Genomic DNA, 22,603 nt, shown 5'->3' with positions numbered 1-22,603 from the left:
GCTCAGGCCGCCCGTTCTATCTTCTTCAAACCGCCCATATATGGCAGCAGAACGTCCGGAACAGTCACCGTACCATCCTCGTTCAGGTAATTCTCCAGAACGGCGATCAGGCAGCGGCCAACGGCGGTGCCGGAGCCGTTCAGTGTGTGAACGAACTTCGTTGCCTTGTCCTCCTTACCGCGATAGCGCGCGTTCATGCGCCGCGCCTGGAAATCGCCGCAGACGGAGCAGGACGAGATCTCGCGGTAGGTGTTCTGGCCCGGCAACCAGACCTCGAGGTCGTAGGTCTTGCGCGAACCGAAGCCCATATCGCCGGTGCAGAGCGTCATCGTGCGGAAATGCAGGCCGAGGCGCTTTAACACCTCTTCCGCGCAGGCGGTCATGCGCTCGTGCTCGGCAAGCGAGCTCTCGGCATCGGTGATCGAGACGAGCTCGCACTTCCAGAATTGATGCTGGCGCAGCATGCCACGCGTGTCGCGCCCAGCTGAGCCGGCTTCCGAACGGAAGGACGGCGTCAGCGCGGTGAAACGAAGCGGCAGCTTCTCCTGGTCGAGGATTTCACCGGAGACAAGATTGGTGAGTGTCACCTCGGCGGTCGGGATCAGCCATCGGCCGTCCGTCGTCTTGAAGAGATCGTCCGCGAATTTCGGCAGCTGCGCTGTTCCGAACACCGCCTCGTCACGCACCATCAGCGGCGAGCTGACTTCGGTGTAGCCATGCTCGCCCGTATGGAGGTCAATCATGAACTGGCCGAGCGCGCGCTCCAGCCGCGCAAGCGGACCGGTCAGCACGGTGAAGCGCGATCCGGAGAGCTTTGCGGCCCGCTCGAAGTCCATGTAGCCAAGCGCTTCGCCGATTTCGAAGTGTTCCTTCGGCGTATGGTTCCAGCGCGGTTTCTCGCCGACGACGCGGGCAACGACATTGTCGTGCTCGTCCTTGCCGACCGGCACGTCGTCATGCGGGACGTTCGGAATGCGCGACAGTGCATCATTCAGTTCGTCCGTCGCCTGACGCTCGCCCTCTTCCTCGGCCGGAAGCAGCACCTTCAGGTCGGCCACCTCGAGCTTGAGCTTTTCGGCAAGTTCGCTGTTCTTCTGCGCCATCGCAGCGCCGATCTCCTTGGAGGCGGCGTTGCGGCGGGACAGCATGTCCTGGACCTTCTGAATGGCCGAACGGCGCTTTTCGTCGACCGCAATCAGGCTTTCGGACAAAGGCTCGGCACCACGCTTGGCGAGTGCCGCGTCGAGCGCTTCGGGATTCTCACGGATCCATTTGATATCGAGCATCGTCGTTCCAGGGTCGTTGTAAAAAGATAAGCCGGCCAAAGCCCGGCTGGGCCTCGACCGGATGCTTGGAAGCGCTCATTGAAGCAGATCGGTCAGACGTTGTCCGACTTGGCAACGTCCGTGGTTCCTTCAGCCTCTTCGACCGCCTCGCGGGCACGCTGGCGCTCCACGAGTCGCGCCGCGTAGATGGAAATCTCGTAGAGAAGGATGGTCGGCAGTGCAAGGCCGATCTGGGACATCGGATCTGGCGGCGTCAGCACCGCTGCGACGATAAAGGCGAGCACGATCGCGAACTTGCGCTTCTCCCGAAGCCAGTCCGACGTCAGCAGGCCGACGCGCGCCAGTAGCGTGGTAACGACGGGAAGCTGGAAGACAAGGCCGAACGAGAACACCAGCGTCATGATCAAGCTGAGGTATTCAGAGACCTTTGGAAGCAGCGAGATCGCGACATCGCCCTCACCCGGCGCCTGTTGCATGGTCAGGAAGAACCACATGACCATCGGCGTGAAGAAGAAGTAGACCAGCGATGCGCCCATGAGGAACAGAACCGGCGAGGCAATCAGGAACGGAAGAAAGGCAGCGCGCTCGTTCTTGTAAAGACCGGGCGCCACGAACTTGTAGATCTGCGCCGCTATAATCGGGAAGGCGATCACCAGACCGCCGAACATGGCGACCTTCACCTGTGTGAAGAAGAACTCCTGGGGCGCCGTGTAGATGAGCTGTGCCTTGGACACATCGAGATGCGCCCAGATAACGGCCCACTTGTAGGGATAGACAAGGGCATTGAAGAGATGCTTGGCAAAGATGAAGCACACGATGAAAGCGACGAAGAACGCGCCAATCGACCACATGAGCCGCGTGCGCAGCTCCATCAGGTGTTCGATCAGCGGCTGTGGCTTGTCCTCGATGTCACCGCTCATGCGTCGTCCTTCTTCTTTTTCGCTGCCGTCTTCTTCGGAGCGGCTGTGGCCTCAACGGCGGCGACCGTCGGCTTCTTTGCTGCGGTGGCCGTGCTTGGTGCCGCGGCCTTGGCAGGCGCGCGCTTCGTCTTTTCGGCCGGAACAACGGCGATGGCCGCTGCGGCATCAGCCTTATCCGCAGCCTTGGCGCGTGGCTTGCGCACGGCCTTTGGCTTCTCGGTAACAGCGGCTCCAGGCATTTCAGCGGCTACGGCGGCTTGAGGCGAAGGCGGCGGCATGACCGGGGGCGTCTCAGGTAGGCTCATCGACGGGTCAGGCACCGATACCGCAGCGGACGGAACCTCGGTCTTGTTCTCGACCGTCGTCGCCTTCTGCAGGTCGGCCTTGATTTCGTTGCCCATCTGGCGAAGCGGGTTCATTGCCTCACGCAAGCTGTTGACGGGGTTCAGCTTCTGCGCGTCCGTCAGCGTCTGGCGTACTTCGTCCAGATCGGCTTCACGCAATGCTTCGTCGAACTGGGCGCGAAACTCGCCCGCAACCTTGCGGGCACGCTGTGTCATCTTGCCGAACGCACGCAGCATCGGCGGCAAGTCCTTGGGACCAACCACCACGATCAGTACGACCGCGATGACAAGCAGCTCGGTCCAGCCAATATCGAACATTCAAGGCTCCTGAGCGGGAAACGTGGGGGCTACGTTTGCCCGGAGGTGATTACTTCGTTTCGTCGGCCTTGTGATCGACGGTCTTGGCAGTCGTGGACTCGGGCGTGGTGTCTTCGTCGTTCATGCCCTTCTTGAAGCTCTTGATGCCCTTGGCAACGTCGCCCATCAGTTCCGGAATCTTGCCGCGACCGAACAACAGAAGCACGATGGCCAGAACGATCAGCCAGTGCCACATGCTAAATGAACCCATTACGCTAACTCCCTGTTGCGATGTTTCCAGATGTAAGAGCTTCCTACACCAATTCCAACATCAAAGTTCCCCTTGGATTGTCGCTTAATGTCACGGTATCGCCCTCTGTGACAAGAGAAGACACATTCGAAAAACTGTGATCGGCATTGTTTTCGCGATGCGTGGCGGAACCAAGACAAATCCGATTAGTCTTCGGACGCGCCGCCGGGCGCAAGCAGGCCGAGTTCCTCGAGATCGAGCTGCGTGATCGGATCTTCGTCTTCGGTCAACTCGTCGTTCATTGTCGGCGATGGTATATTGAAGTTGGCCGGGATGCGACCGGAGAGCAGCCCTGCGCCCTTCAATTCTTCAAGTCCTGGCAGATCGCGCAGTTCTTCCAGGCCGAAATGATCAAGGAAATCGCGCGTCGTGCCCAGCGTAACGGGACGACCCGGCGTACGCCTGCGACCGCGAAACCGAACCCAGCCTGCCTCCATCAGGACGTCGAGTGTGCCGCGGGAGGTCTGGACGCCTCTGATATCCTCGATTTCGGCGCGCGTCACCGGCTGGTGATATGCAATGATCGCCAGTACCTCCAAGGCCGCTCGCGACAGCTTCTTGGCTTCGTTCTCGTCGCGCCGGATGACGAAGGAGAGGTCTGCCGCCGTACGGAAGGCCCAAGCATCATCCACCTGCACGAGATTGACGCCGCGATGGGCATACTGCTCCTTCAGGCGCAGCATGATCCCACGGACGTTGAACGGACGCGGCAGGCGATCGGCAATGAACCCTTCGGAGACGGGCTGCGCAGATGCGAAGACCAATGCCTCGGCAATGCGCTCCGCCTCAGTCTCTGCACGAACGTCGTCCTCTGTCTCTTCCACCATTGCACTATCGATGTGTTCGTCTTCCAGATCGGTCACGCCGGTCGCTCCTGTTCGACGACCTGCAGCGTTCCATGTTTAGGGCCTCGTCTCATATAGAGCGGCTGGAAAGCTCCATCCTGACGGATCTCGAGCTTACCTTCGCGAACGAGCTCGAGGGAAGCTGCGAACGCACTGGCAATTGCTGTCACCCTGTCTTCCGGCGACGCCATGTAACGCAGGAGGTAGGATTCCAATGCTGTCCAGTCGCTGATCTCGCCGATGATGCGGGTCAGAAGCTCGCGGGCGTCGGTCAGCGACCAGACAGTGCGACGTGCGATCGTCACCTGCGTTACCGCCTGACGCTGACGGAGCGACGCATAAGCCGTCAGCAGATCGTAGAGGCTGGCAGTGTACGCCGACGGATGCCTGTCCGGGATGTGCTCCGGCGCACCACGAGCAAAGATATCGCGGCCCAGGCGGTTCCGGTTGACGAGACCGCTCGCAGCCTCGCGCATCGCTTCGAGACGCTTCAGGCGGAAGGCGAGCGTTGCCGCCATTTCCTCGCCGGAAGGGCCGTCGTCCTTGGCCTGCTGCGGGATCAGCAGGCGCGATTTCAGGTAGGCAAGCCAGGCGGCCATGACGAGATAATCGGCTGCCAGCTCGATCCGGATCCGCCTCGCGCTTTCGATGAACTGCAGATATTGCTCCGCCAGCGCAAGAACGGAGATGCGGGACAAATCGACCTTCTGATTGCGGGCGAGATAGAGCAAAAGGTCGAGCGGGCCTTCGAAGCCGGCAACATCGATCAGCAGCGCGGGATCGGAGCTCGCGCGCTCGGCGCCGTTCTCCTGCCACAACTTGTCCATCGGCGTCGCCGTCAGCAGCCGTTCCGTGCCTTTGACCGTATCCACCCTGCCCTGTCCCTTCTGCGATCAGACAGTCGCAAACATCTCATCGAATTCGGCGCGGATCGAAGCCTGCTCGGCCTTGTCAGCGCTCGGGAAGCCCTTCAGCACTGCTTGTGCGCGCAAGAGCGACTGGCCCTGCAAGACCGGCACATTTTCGACAACCTGCTGCATCTCGTCCATGTGGCCGTTGCAATGAAGCACGATATCACATCCGCCCGCGATGATGTTGGCGGCGCGCTCTCCGATCGTGCCGGCAAGGGCGTTCATCGATGTATCATCGGAAAGCAACAGACCCTTGAAGCCGATGTACTCGCGAATAATACCGGCGATGACCTTGCGCGAGGTGGTTGCCGGGTGCTCGGAATCGACGGCTGCAAAGACCACATGGCACGTCATCGCCATCAATTCGTCCTTCATGGCAATGAACGGAGGGAAATCATGCACCTGGAGTTCTGCACGCGAAACCGCGACGACCGGCAGCTCGTGATGGGAATCCGCAAAGCCGCGACCGTGGCCCGGCATATGTTTCATGACAGGGAGAAGACCGCCCGCTTTCAAACCCTCGGCTGCGGCACGTCCCATGGCCGTGACTGTCATCGGATCGCCACCGTAAGCGCGGTTGCCGATCACGTTGCTGCTGCCCTCCACGGGAACGTCCAGCACCGGGAGGCAGTCCACATTGATCCCAAGGCTCGAAAGATCGAAGGCGTGCAGCCGCGACATCAGCCAGGCGGCGCGGAGGCCTTTTTCTCTGTTCTGCCGATAGATATCGCCAAGCTGTTGCCCCGTGGGATAGTGCTGGAAGATCGGCGGTCGGATGCGCTGGACGCGTCCACCTTCCTGGTCGATCAGAACCGGCGCGTGCCAACCGACTGCTTCTCGCATCTCCGCGACGAGATCGCTGATCTGTTGCGGCTCCGAAATATTGCGTCCAAACAGAATGAAGCCCCAAGGACGCTCCGCGCTGAAGAACGCCTTTTCTTCGGGAGTAAGAGAAAGGCCGCTACAGCCAAGGATCATTGCTTTTGATTCGGTCATACCCGAATCATAGAGGTGCCCGGCAAAAATACGAGCCGCGTCAACCGGCATTCACAAAAAAAGCGGCGGACCAGAGACCCGCCGCTTCGATTGAATGCTTGCCGATAGCTTACTTCGAGATAAGGCAGCTGCCGCCTGCGGCACGGTACTTTTCGCAGATAGCCGCGGCTTCGTCCTTGGAGCCCGCAGGGATACGAACGCGGTAGAACGTGCCCTTCCCTGCAATCTCGGCCTTGCGAATCTCGTAGCTGCGGCCGCTAAGCACGCTTGCAAACTTCTTCGAAAGGCTCGCGTAGGACTTCTTCGCCTCTTCCTCGGAAGGAAGCGATGCGATCTGGACGCCGTAGCCACCAGCGGCCGTAGCAGGTTGGGCCTGGGTTGCAGCCGGCGAAACAGCGGCAACTTCCTTCGGCTTCTGTGCTGCAGGTGCCGCGGGCGCCTCGGTAGTTGCCTTCCTCGCTTCAGTCCTAGCCGGACGCGCTGCCGGAGCCGGCGCGGTGTCACTCACCGTGGAACTCTTCACCGCGCGCACCGGCGGGTCGACGTTCGCCGGAGAGGCGGCCGCCGCCTTGGCCAGCGCATTTTCCGAGGGAGCCTGCGCGGCTGTCGGCTTGGTTTCTTCAACCGGGGTCGACCGAATGTCGGCGGCGGCGACCTGCCCCGATGCCGGGAAATTCGCAGCAGTGCCGCCAGCCGGCTTTGAGCCAGCGGTGATCTTCTGCGTCTGAACGGGAGTTGCCTTCGGCAGCGTCGGGGCTGCTTCCGGAGCCGGCTCGTCGCGGGCAACCAAAGTACCGTCCGGCCGGACGATCATGGTGCGGACCTTGCGGGCGGAAACCGACGGAGCCTGGTTTGCATTGTCAGCTTCGTCGACAGCGGCCGTATCCTGGCTGGGCAGCAGGCGCGGATCCTGGGTGTCACCGACCGGTGTCGCCATTGGTGGCGTTGCGATGTCGCTGTCGTTGTCCTCGGGCAGCGTCTCCGGCGTCAGCGTGCGCTGAACGACGTCGACCGGCTGCTCGTCGCTCGACACCAGTGCTTTCTGCTTCGGCGCTTCGGCCGCGGCACCGCCGACGCTGTCGTAAACAGCCTTGTCCTGGTTCGGCACGGTCTTTCCGCCCGGATTTTCCGGTACGACCTTAACCGGGTCCTTGTCTGCAGTGATCACGCGCGGCTCGCCGGAGGCAATACCAAGGCCTCCATCACGGGCTAGGAACGTATAGCCTGCATAGGCGACGCCGCCGAACACGACGATCGCTGCAGCGGCAGCCAGCATCCGTTTCATCGAGCGTGCACGGCTCATATCCTCGGCTTCACCTGCCGACTGGATTTGCACCTGGGAAACGTTCTCGCGGCGTTGGACCGGCTCGTTGACGCTCCGTCGGAAGTCTTCTTCAAGGGCGCGTTCGAACTCGTCCAAGCTCTGTAACGGAGCCTGCTTGGCGACAGACACGGCTGGCGCTGCGCTCGGCGCGACAGAGATCGGCGCACGGGTCCGCCATTCCTCGACGACTGGCTTCGCAGGCGTTTCCACCGGCTTGGCCGGCGCAAGCAGGTTGGCGATCTCGGCGTCGACGTCGAAATCGAAGTCTGAGGTCGTCACCACCGGTTCCCGCTGCTCGACGGGCGGCAGCACGGGCACGTGCATTTCTTCGACGGCTTCCGGATGATACTCCGCATCCGAGATCATCGACGGATCGAACGGGAGGTCGTCTCCGGCATCGGCCGAGAATACGGGCGTAGCGGGCGCCTTTTCGACGAAAGCTGCCTCTACCGGGGCCTGACGGATCGGCGCGGCGGCAACAACCGGAGCGGGCGCCGACTGGAAAGCGGGCACTGGGGCGACCGGCTGCAGTCCAACGGCCTCGACATGCGGTGTCTGAACTCTCGGTGGTTCGGCCGCGTGCGGCTGCACCTTCACTGGCTCAGCAAAGTCAAAATCGGCCAATTCCAGCTCGATACCTTCAAGATCGAGTTCGAAGTCATGGCCGGCGAAAGGATCATCACCTTCCGGTTCAGCCTTGGCAGTGGAGGCGAGCACAGGCGGCTCGACCGGTTTCGGCATCGGAGCCACGACAGGTGCCGCTACGCGGACCGGCTCCGGCGAGCGCGGCATCTCGGCGACGTCTGTCGCAGGCGTGATCTGGCGCTCCGGAACGGGGTAATGCGACACGTCGGCGAGGAGTGCATCGATATCGAAGGCAATATCGTCGATCTCAGTCGGCGCTGCTTCCGTCAGCGCAGCATCGGCCTGAACGGCACCATCATCCTTCGCGGCAGCAGCCAGATCGAAGGCGCGGTGATCGATGAGAGGTTCAACGACCGGCGCTTCTGGAAGCACCTCACGCTCATCGTGGACCACCTCGGGCTCTTCGTGACGATCGATTTCAGCGGGGAAGCCCGCGGCAACAGGCACTTCAAAAGCGGCAATGCCCTCCGACGCAGCAGCCGGTTCAGGCGCAGAAACAGCCACGGGAACGACCGGGGCAAAAGGCTCATCGCGGCGCGCCGGATGGAAGTTGGCGATCGGCAGCCGGATGCTGGCCGCAGACCACTGCGGAGCCTTGGCAGACGCCACCGGCACGACGGGCGCAGCCGAAGCGGGCGATGCGCCGATCGACATCTCGAGTTCTTCGATCAGATCACGAGCGCCACCGGAGATTGGTTCACCCTCACGCAGGGCGCTTGACGCCCAAGCGGCGGCGGTCAGGTTGGAAGCCACTTCCGGCGGCTGAAGAACCTCCGGCTCAACGGCAACTTCGGGGGAACCTTCGGGCTCGATGACAAAATCAGGTTCGGCCTCGGCAGCGGGCGCGACACCAGCTTCATCGGCGGAAGCCTCATAGGCAGTCGGCTGCTCGAACACGGGCTCAGGCAGCCGATCGAAGGAAGCTGCGGACTGAGGCTCGTCGTAGCGCTCGAACTCGCGCAGCAACTCATCTTCGAGATTGAATGCTGGTTCCTGTCGGGGTGCATCTTCAACGGTATTGGCTGCTACCCGCGGTTCAAAGCCAACGATACGGGCAAGTTCCGCCAAAGGGTCATCGTCGGCAAAGTGGTCCGTATTCTTACGCGTGTCATACGCCCGCTGTTTGTCTGCCATACTCATCCCACTCGCAACTGCTAAGGTTTATGCCAGAGCATTGTGGGTAAATGGTGACGCTACCGCATCTCATCCGGCGCAGCGGTACCCGCAATGGCAAGTCCCGACTTCAAAACCGACGCAACGGCGTACACCAGCCCTAATCTGGCTATACTCGATTCTCGGTTCTTATCGTTAATAAATCGTAAGTCTACTTGATCCTTGCCTTTATTCCAGTGCGCATGGAAAGAACTTGCCAGGTCATAGAGGTAAAATACGACGCGGTGCGGCTCCTGTGACTGTGCCGCAGACTCGACCAACCGGGGAAATTCTGCTGCCTTCGCAACCAGCTGCAATTCCGCGGGATCCGCGATCCGCGCTGCCGCTTTCGCAAGCTCGCCAAGCGTCACGTCAAGGTCCGGAAACACCTCCTTCGCCTGCCGGAAAACCGACATGCAGCGCGCGTGCGCATACTGTACGTAGAAGACTGGATTGTCCTTCGATTGCTCCGTTACTTTGGCGAAATCGAAGTCCAACGGCTCCGAACTCTTGCGATATAGCATCATGAAGCGCACCGAATCGCGGCCGACCTCCTCGACAACTTCGCGGAGGGTGACGAAGTCGCCCGAGCGCTTCGACATCTTCACCGGCTCGCCATTACGGAACAGCTTCACGAGTTGGCAAAGGAGGACCGTCAGCTTCGCCTTACCTTCGGAAACACCGCGGGCGACCGCCTCAAGGCGCTTGACGTAGCCGCCGTGGTCGGCGCCGAGAACATAGATCATCTCGTTGAAGCCACGGTCGAATTTGTTCTTGAAGTAGGCAACGTCGGCAGCAAAATAGGTGTAGGAGCCGTCCGACTTGATCAGCGGCCGATCCATATCGTCGCCGACTTCCGTTGAGCGGAACAGCGTCTGCTCACGGTCCTCCCAGTCCTCGGGCAACTGGCCCTTCGGTGGCGGCAGCGTGCCCTTATAGACATGCCCATTGAACGTCAGATCGTTGATCGCGGTGCGGATCGCGGCAGCGCCATGGGCGTGCAGCGTGCGCTCAGAGAAAAACACGTCATGATGCACGTTCAACGCGTCCAGATCCTCGCGGATCATCGCCATCATCGCATCGATCGTGCGATCCTTGACGATCGGCATCCACTGATCTTCGGTCATGTTGTGCAGCCTGACGCCGTAGTCACGGGCCAGTGACTGACCGACAGGAATGAGATAGTCGCCCGGATAAAGTCCTGGCGGAATCTCTCCGATCTTCTCGCCGAGAGCTTCGCGATAACGCAGGAAAACCGACCGCGCCAGCACGTCGATCTGCGAGCCGGCGTCGTTGATGTAGTACTCCTTGACGACATCGAAGCCGGCAAAGGAAAGCAGGTTGGCGAGCGCGTCGCCGACCACGGCGCCACGGCAATGGCCGACATGCATGGGACCGGTCGGGTTCGCCGACACATACTCGACGTTGACGCGCTTGCCGGCGCCAAGCGCCGAGCGGCCGTAGTCCGTGCCAGCGTCGATCATCGAGGCAAGCAGGCGCTGCCAGTAGCCGACGGAAAGCTTGATGTTGATGAAGCCGGGGCCAGCTACCGAGACGTCCGCGACGTCGGCGTCTTCCTTCAACTTCGCCGTAATGATCTCTGCCAGAGCGCGCGGATTGGTGCCGAGCGGCTTTGCCAGCACCATCGCTGCGTTGGTCGCAACGTCACCGTGGCTCGGGTCGCGCGGCGGCTCGATCGCGATGCGGCCGAAATCCACCTCGGATCGCTTCTCCTTGACCAGATCGATCTGTTCAAGGGCGGTTTTAATCCTGGCGTCGAAATCGGTAAAAAGGTTCATCGCACTCTTCCATGCATAGGCTCTGCCACAAGGCATTTGTCCGGTCCCGCCGGGCGACCGCTGCCTATCGCAAATCCGGAGTGTGGTCAAACAATCGCCTGTGGGCGCTGATCGCGTAGGTGTCGGTCATCCCCGCCAGATAGTCGCCGACATGGCGCGCCCTCGCGGCTTCGGCAAGGCCGGCGATGTGATCCACCCAATAGTGGCTCTGCATCTCCTTCGGATTGGCCATATAGGCCCCGAAGAGATCGGTCACGATCTGCGCTGCGCCGGCGCGGATGCGCATGATGTCCGGATGACGGTAGATGCGCTTGAAAAGCATCGCCTTAATCTGCCGGTCGGTTTCAAACATGTCGTCGGAAAATGTCGCAATCACGCGATTGGCCTGGCGAATATCCGTTGCGTTCTTCGGCTCGATCTCCGCAAGGCCCTGTTGCGCGACGGAAATGACGTCCTCGACCATACGGGTGATCTGGCGCCGCATGATCTCGTGGGTAAAGCGGCTGGACTCGAGGTTTGGGTAGCGTTCCCGCACCTCCGCCATCAGACCAGCCAGAAACGGAATCTCCTCCAGCATGTCGAAGGTCAGATAGCCGGAGCGAAGCCCATCGTCGATGTCGTGCGTGTTATAGGCGATATCATCTGCGATCGCGGCGACCTGCGCCTCGAGGCTTGCATAGGTATCCAGTTCCAAGTCGTGGATCTCGCAATAGTCCAGGATCGGCTGCGGAACCGGCCCACGCGTGCCAGCACCCTCCTTGGTCAGGAGTGGGCCGTTGTGCTTGACGAGCCCTTCCAGGCTTTCCCACGTCAGATTGATGCCATCGAAATCGGCGTAGCGGCGCTCCAGCTTGGTTACAATGCGCAGCGACTGGGCGTTGTGGTCGAAGCCTCCGTATGGCAGCAGCATTTCGTGCAGCGCATCCTCGCCCGTATGGCCGAAGGGCGTGTGGCCGAAATCATGGACGAGCGCCACGCCTTCGGCGAGGTCCTCGTCGAGCTTCAGTGCCCTGGCAAGCGCGCGGGCCACCTGCGCAACCTCGATCGTGTGCGTCAACCGGGTGCGATAGTGATCGCCATCCTGAGCGATAAACACCTGCGTCTTGTGCTTCAGCCGGCGAAATGCCGTCGTGTGGACAATGCGGTCGCGGTCGCGCTGAAAATCGGAACGGGTGGGGCTAAGGTCCTCGGGATAGAGCCTCCCGCGCGTCGCCCAGGGATCGGCCGCATAAACCGCCCTGTCGCTATTGCCATATCCCAAAGCATGCCTGTCGATCGTCATTTGTCACCGTTACTCGATATGCAGCCGCCCATTGACGCCGCCTTGCGCTCTTCATACCTATAGAGAGCATAAACGGCAAAGCGCCGCTTTCGCTGCCACTTTAGCCAAACATGCGCTTTCGTGGTATGAAGCGTAAGTAGCTTTGAAATCAGTCGCTTGAAACTAGCGGCTAACAGTTATTCTCTCCGGTTCTTGACCCCGGCAGGAGCAAACATGACGGACGCAAGTGTAACCCTTTCCGATGCCGCGGCAAAACGAATCGCGGCGATCGTCGGCACCGAACCCGGAAAGAGCGCGTTGCGTGTTTCCGTGGAAGGCGGCGGCTGTTCGGGCTTTTCCTACAAGTTCGACCTTGCCGATGACGCGCAGGACGACGATACCGTTGTCGAAAAGAACGACGCCAAGGTGCTAATCGACAGCCTCTCCCTAGTCTATATGGCGGGATCCGAGATCGATTTCGTCGACAGCCTGCTCGGACAGTCCTTCCAGATCAAGAATCCGAACGCGGTTGCAAGCTGCGGCTGCGGCACAAGCTTCTCGATCTGATCCTTCTCCAGGTATCCACATTGAACCGGCCGAAGAATCCCTTGCGGCCGGTTTATAGTCTTGTCCGCGCTCGACGGAGCACGATACAAGAGACCGACGAAGCGGAACAGGACACCCCATGAAGATCGCGACCTGGAACATCAACGGCGTCAAGGCGCGCATCGATAACCTGACGCAATGGCTGAAGGACTCGGATCCCGATATCGTCTGCCTGCAGGAGATCAAGACGATCGACGAGGGTTTTCCCAGGCTCGAAATCGAAGCGATGGGCTATCATGTCGAGACGCACGGCCAGAAAGGCTTCAACGGTGTGGCGATTCTTTCGAAAACCAAGCCCGACGAGGTGAGCCGCGGGCTGCCAGGCGATCCGCTTGACGAGCAGGCCCGCTTCCTCGAAGCCGTGTTTTCGCTGCCCGGCAATCGCGTCGCGCGCGTCTGCTGCCTCTACCTGCCAAACGGCAATCCGGTCGAGACCGAGAAATATACCTACAAGCTCGCATGGATGGAGCGGCTGCGCACATTCGCAGCCGAGCGCTTGGCTTACGAGGAAATCCTGATCCTTGCCGGCGACTACAACGTCATCCAGGAGCCGCACGACTGCTTCGAACCCAAGGTCTGGGAGAACGACGCGTTGTTCCTGCCGCAGACACGGCAGGCATTCCGCCGACTTGAAGGCCTTGGATTGACCGATGCCGTGCGCGCGACGACGGATGCCGTTCAACTCTACTCGTTCTGGGATTATCAGGCGGGCGCTTGGCAGAAGAACAACGGCATTCGCATCGACCACCTGATGCTTTCGCCCGAGGCTGCAGACCGCATGACATCATCTGCGATTGAAAAGCATGTCCGTGCCTGGGAGAAGCCGTCGGACCACGTGCCTGTCGTTGCGTATTTCGATTTCACAACCGGCGCCTAGAGCGCGTCGCGATCCTTCGGATTGCTTGTCGCCGGCTCCCAATTTTCGGGAGGCATTCTCTAGTCGGCGCCGTTGACGGCGATCTTGTGAGAAAGTGCGACGGCCGAGCGGCGGTCGCTTTCGGTCGCGACGGAGAAGGCCTGCTCCTGCAGGGACTCCATCCAGCCACAGTCCTTCGGCTTGCAGCGATCGAGAGCGGCGGTCATCAGCGCCAGCCCATTGGCTGCCTGCCCCTCCTGGAAGAGGATATTGCCGAAGACGGCCATGGCACCTGGATGGCCGCTCTTGCGAGCCTGGTTGAGCCACTTCTTTGCCTGCTGCGTGCTGGTGCTGCCGCCTTCGCCCGCTAGCATCATCTGTGCCAGTTGGAACTGCGCCTCGGGCACACCGAAGGTGGAAGCAGCCTGGAAATAAAGCTGACGCGCCTGGTTGAGATCGGTCTTAACAGGGCTGCCAGGAATACCGCGCTTGTAATAGTTGGCAAGCGACAGCAGCGCGTTGACGAAGAAGCCAGTGTCTTCAGAGCCGGGCTCCACCCCTTGCTGGGCAATCTCGCTATAGATCTTGAAGGCTTCGAAGTCATCCTGCGCGACGCCATCGCCATCGGCATACATGTTGGCAAGTGCCCATCGCGAGCCCGTATGGCCCTTCTCGGCGGCATATTTGTAAGCCTCGACCGCTTCTTCTTTCTGACCGTTCTTATAAGCCTTGAAGCCGAACTTGAAGAGATCGAAGGGACCGGACTCCTTCGAAACGCCTGACTTGATGTCGAATGCGCTCGCGGGCGATGCAATTGCCGCGCAACAGGCAATGGAAAGCCCCATGAGCATTCGTCTGAAAGGTCTGAACTCGGACGTCAGCATTTCACTCGGTTTCTTTCGCTTCCACCCGTGCGGACTTTCTATCCGCGGATGCATTCCTCCCGGCGAGCGATCCCGCGGTGGGCTCAAGGGCCCGCTTGCCCGCGTCGCATCTAGCCTTTCGCCCTCCCGCGAGAGCCTCAATTCCCAGCGCATCGACACTCTCCGCCCGCTGTCCGGCGCGATGCCATCTGCCTCACTCCCGCGGCCCGGCTATGCGCCTTTCCGCCGTCAAAGAAAGGGTAATCACCAATTGTGACCAAACCTGTGTCGATGTTACCGGAAGCCGATTCCGATAATGCCGATCGGTTTGAAAACGAGAAGAAAGAGAGGTTCGGAAGCGCAACGTCAGAGCGAAGTTCTGGGGCGGCATCGCCTTGCGGGAAAAGGAAAATGGCGTCGGCAGCGGCATCTTCGCCGTACGCTTCACCCATCTTGACTGTACCCGTTACGAACTCGCTCATCGTACTCTTTTACGCGCACCCTACGCCTGTCATTCCCTCGCCTGCCTATAGCGCTGCGCCTAGTTTGTGGCGGGAAATGGACAATTTCACCGTGGGATCATCTTACTCAAATGCTGGTAAAAAACTGTTGCTGAATCGTCACAAAATGAGACGTGGAAACGGCATGCTTAACGACCCGTACATAAAGAAAAGCCCGACAATTTTGCCGGGCTTTCCTGAGGCTCATCTTTGTAACTTAGAATTTCACCTTGATGCTGGTCGATACGGCAGCCACAAGATCATTGCCGAAGGTGTAAGTGGCATCATTTCCGTAGGTGACGCCATCCCTCGTGAAAGTTCCTGACTCACCGCTGGTCATGACGCCGAGGCTTCCAGCAACGCGCCATTCGACATTCTCAGTCGGATTGTACGCCGCACCTGCGCCAACCAGCCATGTGTCCGTTTGTGAGCCATAGCCATCGCTCGTACCACGATCCCATGTAAGGCTAAGCGCAGCCGTCCATTGGTCATTGAACTTATGGCCAACGCCTCCCACAACTGTCCATCCATCACGATAGGCTAGATCGAGAGACGTTATCCCTCCAGCCGGACAGGCAAGCCCGTTCGTCGGGCAAAAAGGGATCGACTGCAGCAAGCTCCAGTTCGTCCACTTCACAGATCCAAAAGCCAACCAATCGGGTGCAATACCGGACTGAAGTTTCAGCTCAAGTGAGTCAGGCGCCTCGGCAGAGCCGGCAACTGGAATGATGGCACCGCCTGCGACCTGCGAAAGGTTCAACGTGCCCGTCAAGTCGTCGTATTTCACCCTGCTGTTGTACACCAGGCTTGCGCGCACGCCATATTCCGGAATCTCATAAGCGACGCCAGCACGCCATCCTCCGGACTCGTCTGCTATGTCAAGGCGACCGATGCCGGTGCCGAACCGCGGCGGGAGAACAGCTACGAGTTTCTCCTGAAAACCATCGAGCCGCTGATAAAAAGCGCCCCCGATGAGCCGAAGTTGACCGGGACCCACATCAAACTTGTATGAACATGTGGCCGCGTAGTTCTCAGTATCGACCTTCGTCTCAACGTTGCTGTTTGCGCCAGCCCAGTTCACGCCCGGATTGGTGTGAACACCGAATGGTTCGGAGTAGTCGAACAGGCAATCAACCGCCTCATACCCGGCCTTGAAGCCTACATAGGGCACGGCATAGTTTTCCGTCTCATCTGCCGAATTCGGCCGACCACTCAGATTTCCGCGGCGAGCAGTGTTGTCCTTTACATTCTCCAATTCACGCTGCGGCATGACATAAATCACAGCCGACTGCGCGGAAAAACGCGACTGGTCAAACAGCAGATCGATATTGTACCCGCCGCGATCAAGGCCGCCCGCGAAGGACGGCTGCGCCAGCGTCGAAAATAGGGCAAGCGACAGAACGCCTGCCGAAATCATACGAGATGCCAATGTGTCTCCCCCACTCAGGCAATTGCAATGGCGGGACTGTGCAGGCGATGCCGATAAATGGCAACTTTGTGATCTGGCGTGATTGGAAACTGGGCTAACGGATGTTTTACGTAAAGAATTGACGGGCACGTCAATATTTCGGCAATTTAGAACAAAATTCTATGGATGGTAAAATTACCCATACTGCTGAGGTCGACCATTCCACATTAGCTGCCTCCTGTAACAGGGAAACAACACTCATGTTTTTCGCCAGCGGCGACAAGAAAACGTGTGGAATCAAGGTGGGGCTCAGGAATATCGGTAAATCCGGATGCCAAATCCGGAGATTCATGTCGACCTTCAACAAACGGCGCCCGATTCGGCATCGGGCGTCGTAAAATTCCATGCTACTAAGCGTTGATTTTACGCAGCTTCGGATACACGGGAGAGTGCAACCCGCAAGCTAGCGATCTGGCCTTGCAGTTCCTCCAGGCGATCGCGCTCGGCGGCGACCACCTCAGGATTGGCATTGGCGACGAACTTCTCGTTCGAGAGTTTGCCGTTAATGCGCGCGATCTCGCCATCGGCCTTGGCGATCGCCTTCTCGAGGCGCGCTTTCTCCGCGGCAAGGTCGATCAGCGTGCCGAGCGGAAGGCAGACAGTCGCTTCGGAGACGACGATCTGCGCCGCCCCCTTCGGCGCCTCCCCGGCAAGCGAGATGCCGTCGACACGCGCAAGGCGCTTGACGGCTGCATCATGGCGAGCAAGGCGCTCACGCGTCAGGCTATTCGCACCGACGACGACCAGCGGCGCGACCGCAGATGGTGGCACGTTCATTTCGGCGCGAACCGAGCGGATGCCGGAAACGAGATCGATCAGCCAATTGATTTCGTCTGCTGCGGCGTCGTCGGCATAGGACGGCGCCGGCCATTCGGCATGGCAGACCAGCGTGTCGCGCTCGAGGCCTTCGCCTGCAGTGTGTGCCCACAGCTCTTCCGTCATGAAAGGCATGAAGGGATGCAGGAGCTTGTAGATCTCTTCGAGGATGTAGGAGGCGCAAGCCTGCGCTTCCTTCTTGGCGCCCTCATCCGTGCCGTTGAAGACCGGCTTCAGCAGTTCGAGATACCAGTCGCAGACCTGGTTCCAGACGAAGCGGTAGAGAGCGCCTGCCGCATCGTTGAAGCGGTAAGACTCCAGAGCTTCCGTTACGTCACGTTCCGTACGGGCAAGTTCCGTGAGAATCCAGCGGTTGATCGTCAACTCGGCGGCTTCGGGCACGAAATGCGGATCGCTCTTGGCGCCGTTCATCTCGGCAAAGCGCGTCGCATTCCAGAGCTTGGTGCCGAAGTTGCGGTAGCCGGCGATGCGGGCCGGATCGAGCTTCACGTCGCGACCCTGGGCTGCCATGATCGCCAACGTGAAGCGCAGTGCGTCGGCGCCGTACTCGTCGATCAGTTCCAAGGGATCGATGACGTTGCCCTTGGACTTCGACATCTTCTGGCCATTCTTGTCGCGAACCAGCGCGTGAACATAGACCGTGTGGAACGGCTCGACCGGAACGCCGTCGTCATCCTCCATGAAGTGCAGGCCCATCATCATCATGCGGGCGACCCAGAAGAAGATGATGTCGAAGCCGGTGACGAGAACGTTGGTCGGGTAGTAGCGTTCCAGTTCCGGCGTCTTGTCGGGCCAACCGAGCGTCGAAAACGGCCAGAGCGCAGACGAGAACCAGGTGTCGAGAACATCCTCGTCACGCGTCAAGATTTCGCCTGGCTTGAAGTTCTCAAGCAGGTCTTCGACATAGGCCTTCATCGGGCCTTCGTGGGAGAGATAGTGCTGGATCGCCGCCTGCAGGGCTTCCTCTTCCGTCTTTTCGACGAAGACCTGACCATCCGGACCGTACCAGGCCGGAATCTGATGGCCCCACCAGAGCTGGCGCGAGACGCACCAGGGCTGGATGTTTTCCATCCACTCGTAATAGGTCTTGTCCCAGCTGCGCGGAACGAGCTTGGTGCGGCCTTCGCGAACCGACGCGATCGCCGGTGCTGCGAGCGTCTTGGCGTCGACGTACCATTGCTCCGTCAGGCGCGGCTCGATCGGAACACCGCCACGGTCGCCATGCGGAACCATGTGCTTGTGTGGTTCGACCTTGTCGAGCAGACCCCCCTCTTCAAAGATGCGGACGATGATCTTGCGGGCCTCGAAACGATCCTTGCCTTCGAGCTCTTCCCAGGCGCCGTGCAGCGCTGCCGCATCAGGAATGCCTTCCAGGAAATCCTCATTGTCCTTAATCGTGATCCGCGCATCGGCCGTGAGTACATTGACGACGCGCAATCCGGTGCGCTTGCCAACGTCGAAGTCGTTGAAATCATGCGCCGGCGTCATCTTGACAGCCCCGGTGCCGGCCGTCGGATCCGGATAGTCGTCAGTGACGATCGGAATGCGGCGGCCGACGATCGGAAGGATCACATGCTTGCCGACCAGCGGCTTGTAGCGCTCATCCTTCGGATTGACGGCAACGCCGGTGTCACCGAGCATCGTCTCCGGGCGAGTGGTGGCGACAACGATGTAGTCGCGGGTTTCCCACTCCGTCGGCTTACCGTCTTCGTCGAAGGCAACGGGATGCTGATAAGTAACGCCGGGCTCCAGCGGATAGCGGAAATACCAGAGGTTTCCGTTGACCTCGTGCTGCTCGACCTCGATGTCGGAGATCGCCGTCAGAAGCTTCGGATCCCAGTTGACAAGGCGCTTGTCGCGATAGATTAGCCCTTCCTTGTAAAGGGTTACAAAGACTTCAAGAACGGCAGCGGAAAGCCCGTCGTCCATCGTAAAGCGCTCGCGCGACCAGTCGCAGGAGGCACCAAGGCGCTTCAGCTGGTTGAAGATGAGGCCGCCCGATTCCGCCTTCCATTCCCAGACCTTCTCGATGAAGGCTTCGCGCCCCATGTCGCGGCGACCCGGCAGCTGCTGTTCCATCAGCTTGCGCTCGACGACCATCTGGGTGGCGATGCCGGCATGGTCCATGCCGGGCTGCCAGAGCACATCCTTGCCACGCATGCGCTCGAAGCGGACCATGACGTCCTGAAGCGTGTTGTTCAGGGCGTGCCCCATATGCAGCGAGCCGGTCACGTTCGGCGGTGGGATCACGATGGTAAAGGTCTCGGCGCCCGGCTTGGCATTGGCGCCCGCGCGGAAGGCGTCTGCCTCATCCCATTTTGCAGCGATTTTCGGTTCAACGGCAGCGGAATCGTAGGTCTTGTCGAGCATTTGGGGACCAAAATCTGGAGGTTCTTAGATGCGGGTTGTAAATAGGATGGCTTCAGGCAAGTCAATGAAAAAGCCGCCCCGGAGACCGGAGCGGCTTTTTGAGGAAAGGCGTTTCCGATCAGCGGCGCGGGCCGCGCGCCACTCGTTCGATCTCTTCACGCACGAGGCGCTCGACCAGGGTTGGCAGATTATCATCAAGCCATTCGCGCAGCATCGGGCGCAGCATGTCTTCCGCGATCTCATCGAGAGAGCGACGCTCGGCGCCATCGATGGCGGCAGCGAGTTCCTCGAAGGACCGGGCGACCTGAAGGCCCGCATCATGTGAGAGCAATACTGGCTGTTGCTCATCCTCAATGCGGCTTGGCAGCATCTCCTCCGCCGTCGGTGCGGCGATAGCGGGAACGGATACCTCAGCCGCGTCAGCAACAGCCGGTCGTGGCTCCATGGCAGCGACCTGAGGCATTTCGAATGGTACTTCCACGGGCTGGCGCACGGCGACGATTTTCGGCGCAGGAGCTGAAATGGGAGCCATAGGGGCGTCCGCAGATCGCGAAGCGGGCGCAGGAGTCGACGCCTCGCCAACAGTTTCCGGCGCTTCGGTCCTCAGTTCCGTGCCACTTGCTTCCGGCTGCCTAAATGCCGGCGGCACTTCGCGCTGCAACTGCGCAGCGTTCCGCTCCGACGCCGCACGGACGCGCGCGGCGACATCAGCGAGAGACATCGCACGCGGCGGCGCCTCCGGCAGAGGAGCCGAGCCTGCCGAGTTGGCAGCGACAAAACGCGGATCGAACTGGGCGGCGGTCTCGGGGAATTCCACGCCAGCGTAGGCCTCGTCCACCGTCAAATGGATGTCCGAATCACGATCGTCCTCGTCGGCGCCATAAACCGCTGGCAGCGACGCGGAGAGCGCCCTGCCCGCACCCGGGTCATTGCTCTCGATGATCTGGCGGATCGACGCCAGAATCTCTTCCATGGACGGTTCACGCGCTACGCTTGGCTGAGCCATATCTATCCCCGTTATTCCGAAAAACGACCGGAGTGCGTGGAATGGGCATCCGAATCACCCATAGCTTAGGATAGCCGATGATTGAAAAAATCATCGGGAATCAAATGAATGCTGGAGTGCACAGCTTTCTGCCGTCGTTTCGCGGCGTGACCATTCGATGACGAGAAAGAAAGACGGGCGCCATAGGCGCCCGCTGAAAATGACTGACCGAACGCCAAGGATTAGAAGACGAATTCGCGCGCCTTGGCGAAGCCCGGAAGCGGCTTAACGGAGGCGTTGAAGTAGACGTTTTCGGAAACCGTGCCGCGCTCGCTCACAAAGACCTTCGCGCGTGCGGAGCCGCCATAACCCTGTACCGTGACCAGACGGGCACCGTCGCGAAGCTGTGCGAGCAAGGCCGCAGGAACTTCCTCGATCGAGCCACTGATGAAAATCAGATCATAAGGAGCACCGGCCGGGTTGCCTGCATTGAGCGTTCCCGTGACGACCGACACGTTTGTGTAGCCGGCAAGGTTGGTTTTGGCTTCCGCTGCGAGCGTTTCATCCTCTTCGACCGCGATCACTGTTCCAGCAAGGTGCGAAAAAAGAGCCGATACGTAGCCACTGCCAGCGCCGATCTCCAGCACGACGTCATCCTTCGTGACCGCCGCAAGCTGAAGCAGCTTTGCAAGCGGCGACGGCTGCATCAGATAGCGCGCCGGCCTGCCGGAAGCTGCCGGGCAGATTTCGACGTCACGATCGATATAGGCAAGCGGCTTCGCCTTCTCAGGAACGAAGTCCTCGCGCGGCACGGTGAGGAAGGCCGTCAGCACGGAATGCGAGGTGACGTCCGTCGTACGGAGCTGGTTGTCGACCATGTTTGCGCGTGCTGATTCGAAATTCATTATGTCCTCTCGCCCGGTGGAAGCGGCTTTGTCTGCACGTCTCTTAATCTTAGCACACTGGCCTTTCAAGGCTTCACGAATGGCTGCGGCAAGAATTCGGGGTGCCAAGGCTGCCGAAGCGGCCCCACCGCAATCCTTCATGGAACAAAGGAGCGTGCTGTGATATTATTGCAACCGGAGGAATTGAGGAGGAGCAGGCCATGCCGAACATCATCGAATATCTCTCGTTGTTCGACTTCTTCATCATCGCTACGCTGGTTGGGATCTTCTGCTGCGGGCTTTTTGATCGTGAAACGAGCTGACTGCCTGCCTTCAGGCCATTGTCAGTTTTTCGCCGGATAGTGTCGTTCCCTTGGGATTCGATGGACGGGAAATGGCAATCAGACCACTCGTGCTGGGCAGCTTTTTCATCTGCGCGCTGCTGGCCCTCATACTCCTCATTCCCTTTGTGAGCGTCGGCGCCCCGAATGTCGCGACAACCGGCGTGTCACCAATGCCGTCACTACAACGGATCAACTGAACGCCGAATTGCGGCGAACGAGGCGATTGAATTATAGGCCTGTCTTGCCGTTGTGGCGACTGCAAGTCCCAAGCTTCGCGGGTCCTAGCTTTTCGGTGCGGCGATGGGTCGACATTCGCCGCGAGGTTCTTTTTAGGCAAGAACAAACGACGAAACATACCTTTAAACACCAATTCCGGCCGTCGGACGAGATCTGTAGCCTGTCGGCGTCGATCTCGGAGCCTCCCCAGCCCCTCTTAGGTCGACAACCCGGCCGGGGCCCGAAACAGCCGCGGCCGGGGCACATCCGGTTTGCCGCCGAGGGCTATTGCAGCTCCGTTTCTTCTTCTATGTCGACCAGAATGCCGTGGCGCAGCGCTTCTTCCTTCGCCTCTTTCAGAGCCTCATCGATCAGGATGACAAGCATGTCCGCGTGCAGCTCGCGCTCCGCCATTTCCCGCGCCACGCTCAAGGCAAAGATCAGTTGCGGCATTTGGGTCGCCGGCATCGGAGGCGCTCCTAAGAACTGGAACTGAAACTTAGCGACCTATCGAAAGTTCGACAATTCGACGATTTGGCTATGAAAAGCATGCATCAACGCTAGCGCCGTATGGATTCTCACCA

20 protein-coding genes are annotated in these 22,603 nt (G+C 60.0%); 3 read left to right on the top strand and 17 right to left on the bottom strand.

The features are described 5' to 3' along the window. Positions 1-2: 2 nt before the first annotated feature. The 10 genes from serS to LPU83_RS47510 all read right to left on the bottom strand — a co-directional run bounded on the left by serS (position 3) and on the right by LPU83_RS47510 (position 12,111). Positions 3-1,286, bottom strand: a complete 1,284-nt coding sequence (gene serS / locus LPU83_RS47555; RefSeq protein WP_024317436.1) for a serine--tRNA ligase — start codon at positions 1,284-1,286, stop codon at positions 3-5. A 92-nt stretch (positions 1,287-1,378) separates the two neighbouring features. Beyond that, the gene (gene tatC / locus LPU83_RS47550; protein ID WP_024317437.1) at positions 1,379-2,206 is read right to left on the bottom strand and encodes a twin-arginine translocase subunit TatC; all 828 of its coding nucleotides are present in this window, start codon (positions 2,204-2,206) and stop codon (positions 1,379-1,381) included. Further along, positions 2,203-2,868 (bottom strand): Sec-independent protein translocase protein TatB, encoded by a 666-nt coding sequence (gene tatB, locus LPU83_RS47545; protein WP_024317438.1) that lies wholly within the window; start codon positions 2,866-2,868, stop codon positions 2,203-2,205. The genes tatC and tatB overlap by 4 nt, the downstream gene beginning before the upstream one ends. Before the next feature lie 49 nt (positions 2,869-2,917). Further along, a complete protein-coding gene (locus LPU83_RS47540; protein WP_024317439.1) occupies positions 2,918-3,118 on the bottom strand; it encodes a twin-arginine translocase TatA/TatE family subunit in 201 nt (66 codons plus the stop codon). A gap of 185 nt (positions 3,119-3,303) precedes the next feature. Then, the gene (gene scpB / locus LPU83_RS47535; protein WP_051166727.1) at positions 3,304-3,984 is read right to left on the bottom strand and encodes an SMC-Scp complex subunit ScpB; all 681 of its coding nucleotides are present in this window, start codon (positions 3,982-3,984) and stop codon (positions 3,304-3,306) included. A gap of 32 nt (positions 3,985-4,016) precedes the next feature. Continuing rightward, positions 4,017-4,874 (bottom strand): segregation and condensation protein A, encoded by an 858-nt coding sequence (locus LPU83_RS47530; RefSeq protein WP_024317441.1) that lies wholly within the window; start codon positions 4,872-4,874, stop codon positions 4,017-4,019. A gap of 21 nt (positions 4,875-4,895) precedes the next feature. Then, positions 4,896-5,909 carry a beta-N-acetylhexosaminidase gene (nagZ, locus tag LPU83_RS47525; protein WP_024317442.1) on the bottom strand — a complete coding sequence of 338 codons (1,014 nt, stop codon included), beginning with the start codon at positions 5,907-5,909 and terminating at the stop codon, positions 4,896-4,898. A gap of 109 nt (positions 5,910-6,018) precedes the next feature. Then, positions 6,019-9,012 (bottom strand): SPOR domain-containing protein, encoded by a 2,994-nt coding sequence (locus LPU83_RS47520; RefSeq protein WP_024317443.1) that lies wholly within the window; start codon positions 9,010-9,012, stop codon positions 6,019-6,021. A gap of 59 nt (positions 9,013-9,071) precedes the next feature. Then, on the bottom strand, positions 9,072-10,829 hold the full coding sequence (gene argS, locus LPU83_RS47515) for an arginine--tRNA ligase (protein WP_024317444.1): 1,758 nt from the start codon (positions 10,827-10,829) through the stop codon (positions 9,072-9,074). 64 nt (positions 10,830-10,893) lie between these two features. Next, positions 10,894-12,111, bottom strand: coding sequence for a deoxyguanosinetriphosphate triphosphohydrolase (locus LPU83_RS47510; protein WP_024317445.1), 1,218 nt, complete (start codon positions 12,109-12,111; stop codon positions 10,894-10,896). 213 nt (positions 12,112-12,324) lie between these two features. Here LPU83_RS47510 and erpA point away from each other — a divergent pair, with 213 nt between their 5' ends. Both erpA and xth read left to right on the top strand, forming a co-directional pair. Further along, complete coding sequence (gene erpA / locus LPU83_RS47505) at positions 12,325-12,657, top strand: iron-sulfur cluster insertion protein ErpA (protein WP_024317446.1); 333 nt, start codon at positions 12,325-12,327, stop codon at positions 12,655-12,657. 118 nt (positions 12,658-12,775) lie between these two features. Continuing rightward, positions 12,776-13,573, top strand: a complete 798-nt coding sequence (gene xth, locus LPU83_RS47500; protein WP_024317447.1) for an exodeoxyribonuclease III — start codon at positions 12,776-12,778, stop codon at positions 13,571-13,573. 59 nt (positions 13,574-13,632) lie between these two features. Here the strand turns inward: xth and exoR are convergent, their stop codons facing one another. The 6 genes from exoR to LPU83_RS47470 all read right to left on the bottom strand — a co-directional run bounded on the left by exoR (position 13,633) and on the right by LPU83_RS47470 (position 21,480). Then, positions 13,633-14,436 (bottom strand): exopolysaccharide production regulator ExoR, encoded by an 804-nt coding sequence (gene exoR / locus LPU83_RS47495; RefSeq protein WP_024317448.1) that lies wholly within the window; start codon positions 14,434-14,436, stop codon positions 13,633-13,635. A 137-nt stretch (positions 14,437-14,573) separates the two neighbouring features. Then, the gene (locus LPU83_RS47490) at positions 14,574-14,897 is read right to left on the bottom strand and encodes a hypothetical protein (protein WP_024317449.1); all 324 of its coding nucleotides are present in this window, start codon (positions 14,895-14,897) and stop codon (positions 14,574-14,576) included. Between the two features lie 235 nt (positions 14,898-15,132). Beyond that, on the bottom strand, positions 15,133-16,344 hold the full coding sequence (locus LPU83_RS47485; RefSeq protein ID WP_024317450.1) for an OmpP1/FadL family transporter: 1,212 nt from the start codon (positions 16,342-16,344) through the stop codon (positions 15,133-15,135). Positions 16,345-16,746: 402 nt separating this feature from the next. Further along, the gene (locus LPU83_RS47480; RefSeq protein ID WP_024317451.1) at positions 16,747-19,590 is read right to left on the bottom strand and encodes a valine--tRNA ligase; all 2,844 of its coding nucleotides are present in this window, start codon (positions 19,588-19,590) and stop codon (positions 16,747-16,749) included. A 118-nt stretch (positions 19,591-19,708) separates the two neighbouring features. Further along, the gene (locus tag LPU83_RS47475; protein ID WP_024317452.1) at positions 19,709-20,596 is read right to left on the bottom strand and encodes a PopZ family protein; all 888 of its coding nucleotides are present in this window, start codon (positions 20,594-20,596) and stop codon (positions 19,709-19,711) included. Between the two features lie 221 nt (positions 20,597-20,817). Continuing rightward, positions 20,818-21,480, bottom strand: coding sequence for a protein-L-isoaspartate O-methyltransferase family protein (locus LPU83_RS47470; RefSeq protein WP_029710312.1), 663 nt, complete (start codon positions 21,478-21,480; stop codon positions 20,818-20,820). Positions 21,481-21,853: 373 nt separating this feature from the next. On the opposite strand from LPU83_RS47470, the gene LPU83_RS73035 reads away from it, so the two are divergent. Further along, complete coding sequence (locus LPU83_RS73035) at positions 21,854-22,000, top strand: hypothetical protein (RefSeq protein ID WP_167546206.1); 147 nt, start codon at positions 21,854-21,856, stop codon at positions 21,998-22,000. A gap of 304 nt (positions 22,001-22,304) precedes the next feature. On the opposite strand, the gene LPU83_RS47465 is transcribed toward LPU83_RS73035, so the two are convergent. After that, on the bottom strand, positions 22,305-22,472 hold the full coding sequence (locus tag LPU83_RS47465) for a hypothetical protein (protein ID WP_307145436.1): 168 nt from the start codon (positions 22,470-22,472) through the stop codon (positions 22,305-22,307). Positions 22,473-22,603: the final 131 nt, after the last annotated feature.

The organism is Rhizobium favelukesii, assembly GCF_000577275.2.
In the GTDB taxonomy this organism is placed as follows: Bacteria; Pseudomonadota; Alphaproteobacteria; order Rhizobiales; family Rhizobiaceae; genus Rhizobium; species Rhizobium favelukesii.
The sequence above is the reverse complement of the archived record's forward strand: the minus strand, read 5'-3'. Positions and strand labels throughout refer to the sequence as shown.

What these genes read in the sequence shown, in the direction of transcription:
- serS (WP_024317436.1), bottom strand. Translation starts at nt 1,286, where the DNA reads ATGCTCGATATCAAATGGATCCGTGAGAATCCCGAAGCGCTCGACGCG.
- tatC (WP_024317437.1), bottom strand. Translation starts at nt 2,206, where the DNA reads ATGAGCGGTGACATCGAGGACAAGCCACAGCCGCTGATCGAACACCTG.
- tatB (WP_024317438.1), bottom strand. Translation starts at nt 2,868, where the DNA reads ATGTTCGATATTGGCTGGACCGAGCTGCTTGTCATCGCGGTCGTACTG.
- LPU83_RS47540 (WP_024317439.1), bottom strand. Translation starts at nt 3,118, where the DNA reads ATGGGTTCATTTAGCATGTGGCACTGGCTGATCGTTCTGGCCATCGTG.
- scpB (WP_051166727.1), bottom strand. Translation starts at nt 3,984, where the DNA reads ATGGTGGAAGAGACAGAGGACGACGTTCGTGCAGAGACTGAGGCGGAG.
- nagZ (WP_024317442.1), bottom strand. Translation starts at nt 5,909, where the DNA reads ATGACCGAATCAAAAGCAATGATCCTTGGCTGTAGCGGCCTTTCTCTT.
- LPU83_RS47520 (WP_024317443.1), bottom strand. Translation starts at nt 9,012, where the DNA reads ATGGCAGACAAACAGCGGGCGTATGACACGCGTAAGAATACGGACCAC.
- argS (WP_024317444.1), bottom strand. Translation starts at nt 10,829, where the DNA reads ATGAACCTTTTTACCGATTTCGACGCCAGGATTAAAACCGCCCTTGAA.
- LPU83_RS47510 (WP_024317445.1), bottom strand. Translation starts at nt 12,111, where the DNA reads ATGACGATCGACAGGCATGCTTTGGGATATGGCAATAGCGACAGGGCG.
- erpA (WP_024317446.1), top strand. Translation starts at nt 12,325, where the DNA reads ATGACGGACGCAAGTGTAACCCTTTCCGATGCCGCGGCAAAACGAATC.
- xth (WP_024317447.1), top strand. Translation starts at nt 12,776, where the DNA reads ATGAAGATCGCGACCTGGAACATCAACGGCGTCAAGGCGCGCATCGAT.
- exoR (WP_024317448.1), bottom strand. Translation starts at nt 14,436, where the DNA reads ATGCTGACGTCCGAGTTCAGACCTTTCAGACGAATGCTCATGGGGCTT.
- LPU83_RS47490 (WP_024317449.1), bottom strand. Translation starts at nt 14,897, where the DNA reads ATGAGCGAGTTCGTAACGGGTACAGTCAAGATGGGTGAAGCGTACGGC.
- LPU83_RS47480 (WP_024317451.1), bottom strand. Translation starts at nt 19,590, where the DNA reads ATGCTCGACAAGACCTACGATTCCGCTGCCGTTGAACCGAAAATCGCT.
- LPU83_RS47475 (WP_024317452.1), bottom strand. Translation starts at nt 20,596, where the DNA reads ATGGCTCAGCCAAGCGTAGCGCGTGAACCGTCCATGGAAGAGATTCTG.
- LPU83_RS47470 (WP_029710312.1), bottom strand. Translation starts at nt 21,480, where the DNA reads ATGAATTTCGAATCAGCACGCGCAAACATGGTCGACAACCAGCTCCGT.
- LPU83_RS73035 (WP_167546206.1), top strand. Translation starts at nt 21,854, where the DNA reads ATGGCAATCAGACCACTCGTGCTGGGCAGCTTTTTCATCTGCGCGCTG.
- LPU83_RS47465 (WP_307145436.1), bottom strand. Translation starts at nt 22,472, where the DNA reads ATGCCGCAACTGATCTTTGCCTTGAGCGTGGCGCGGGAAATGGCGGAG.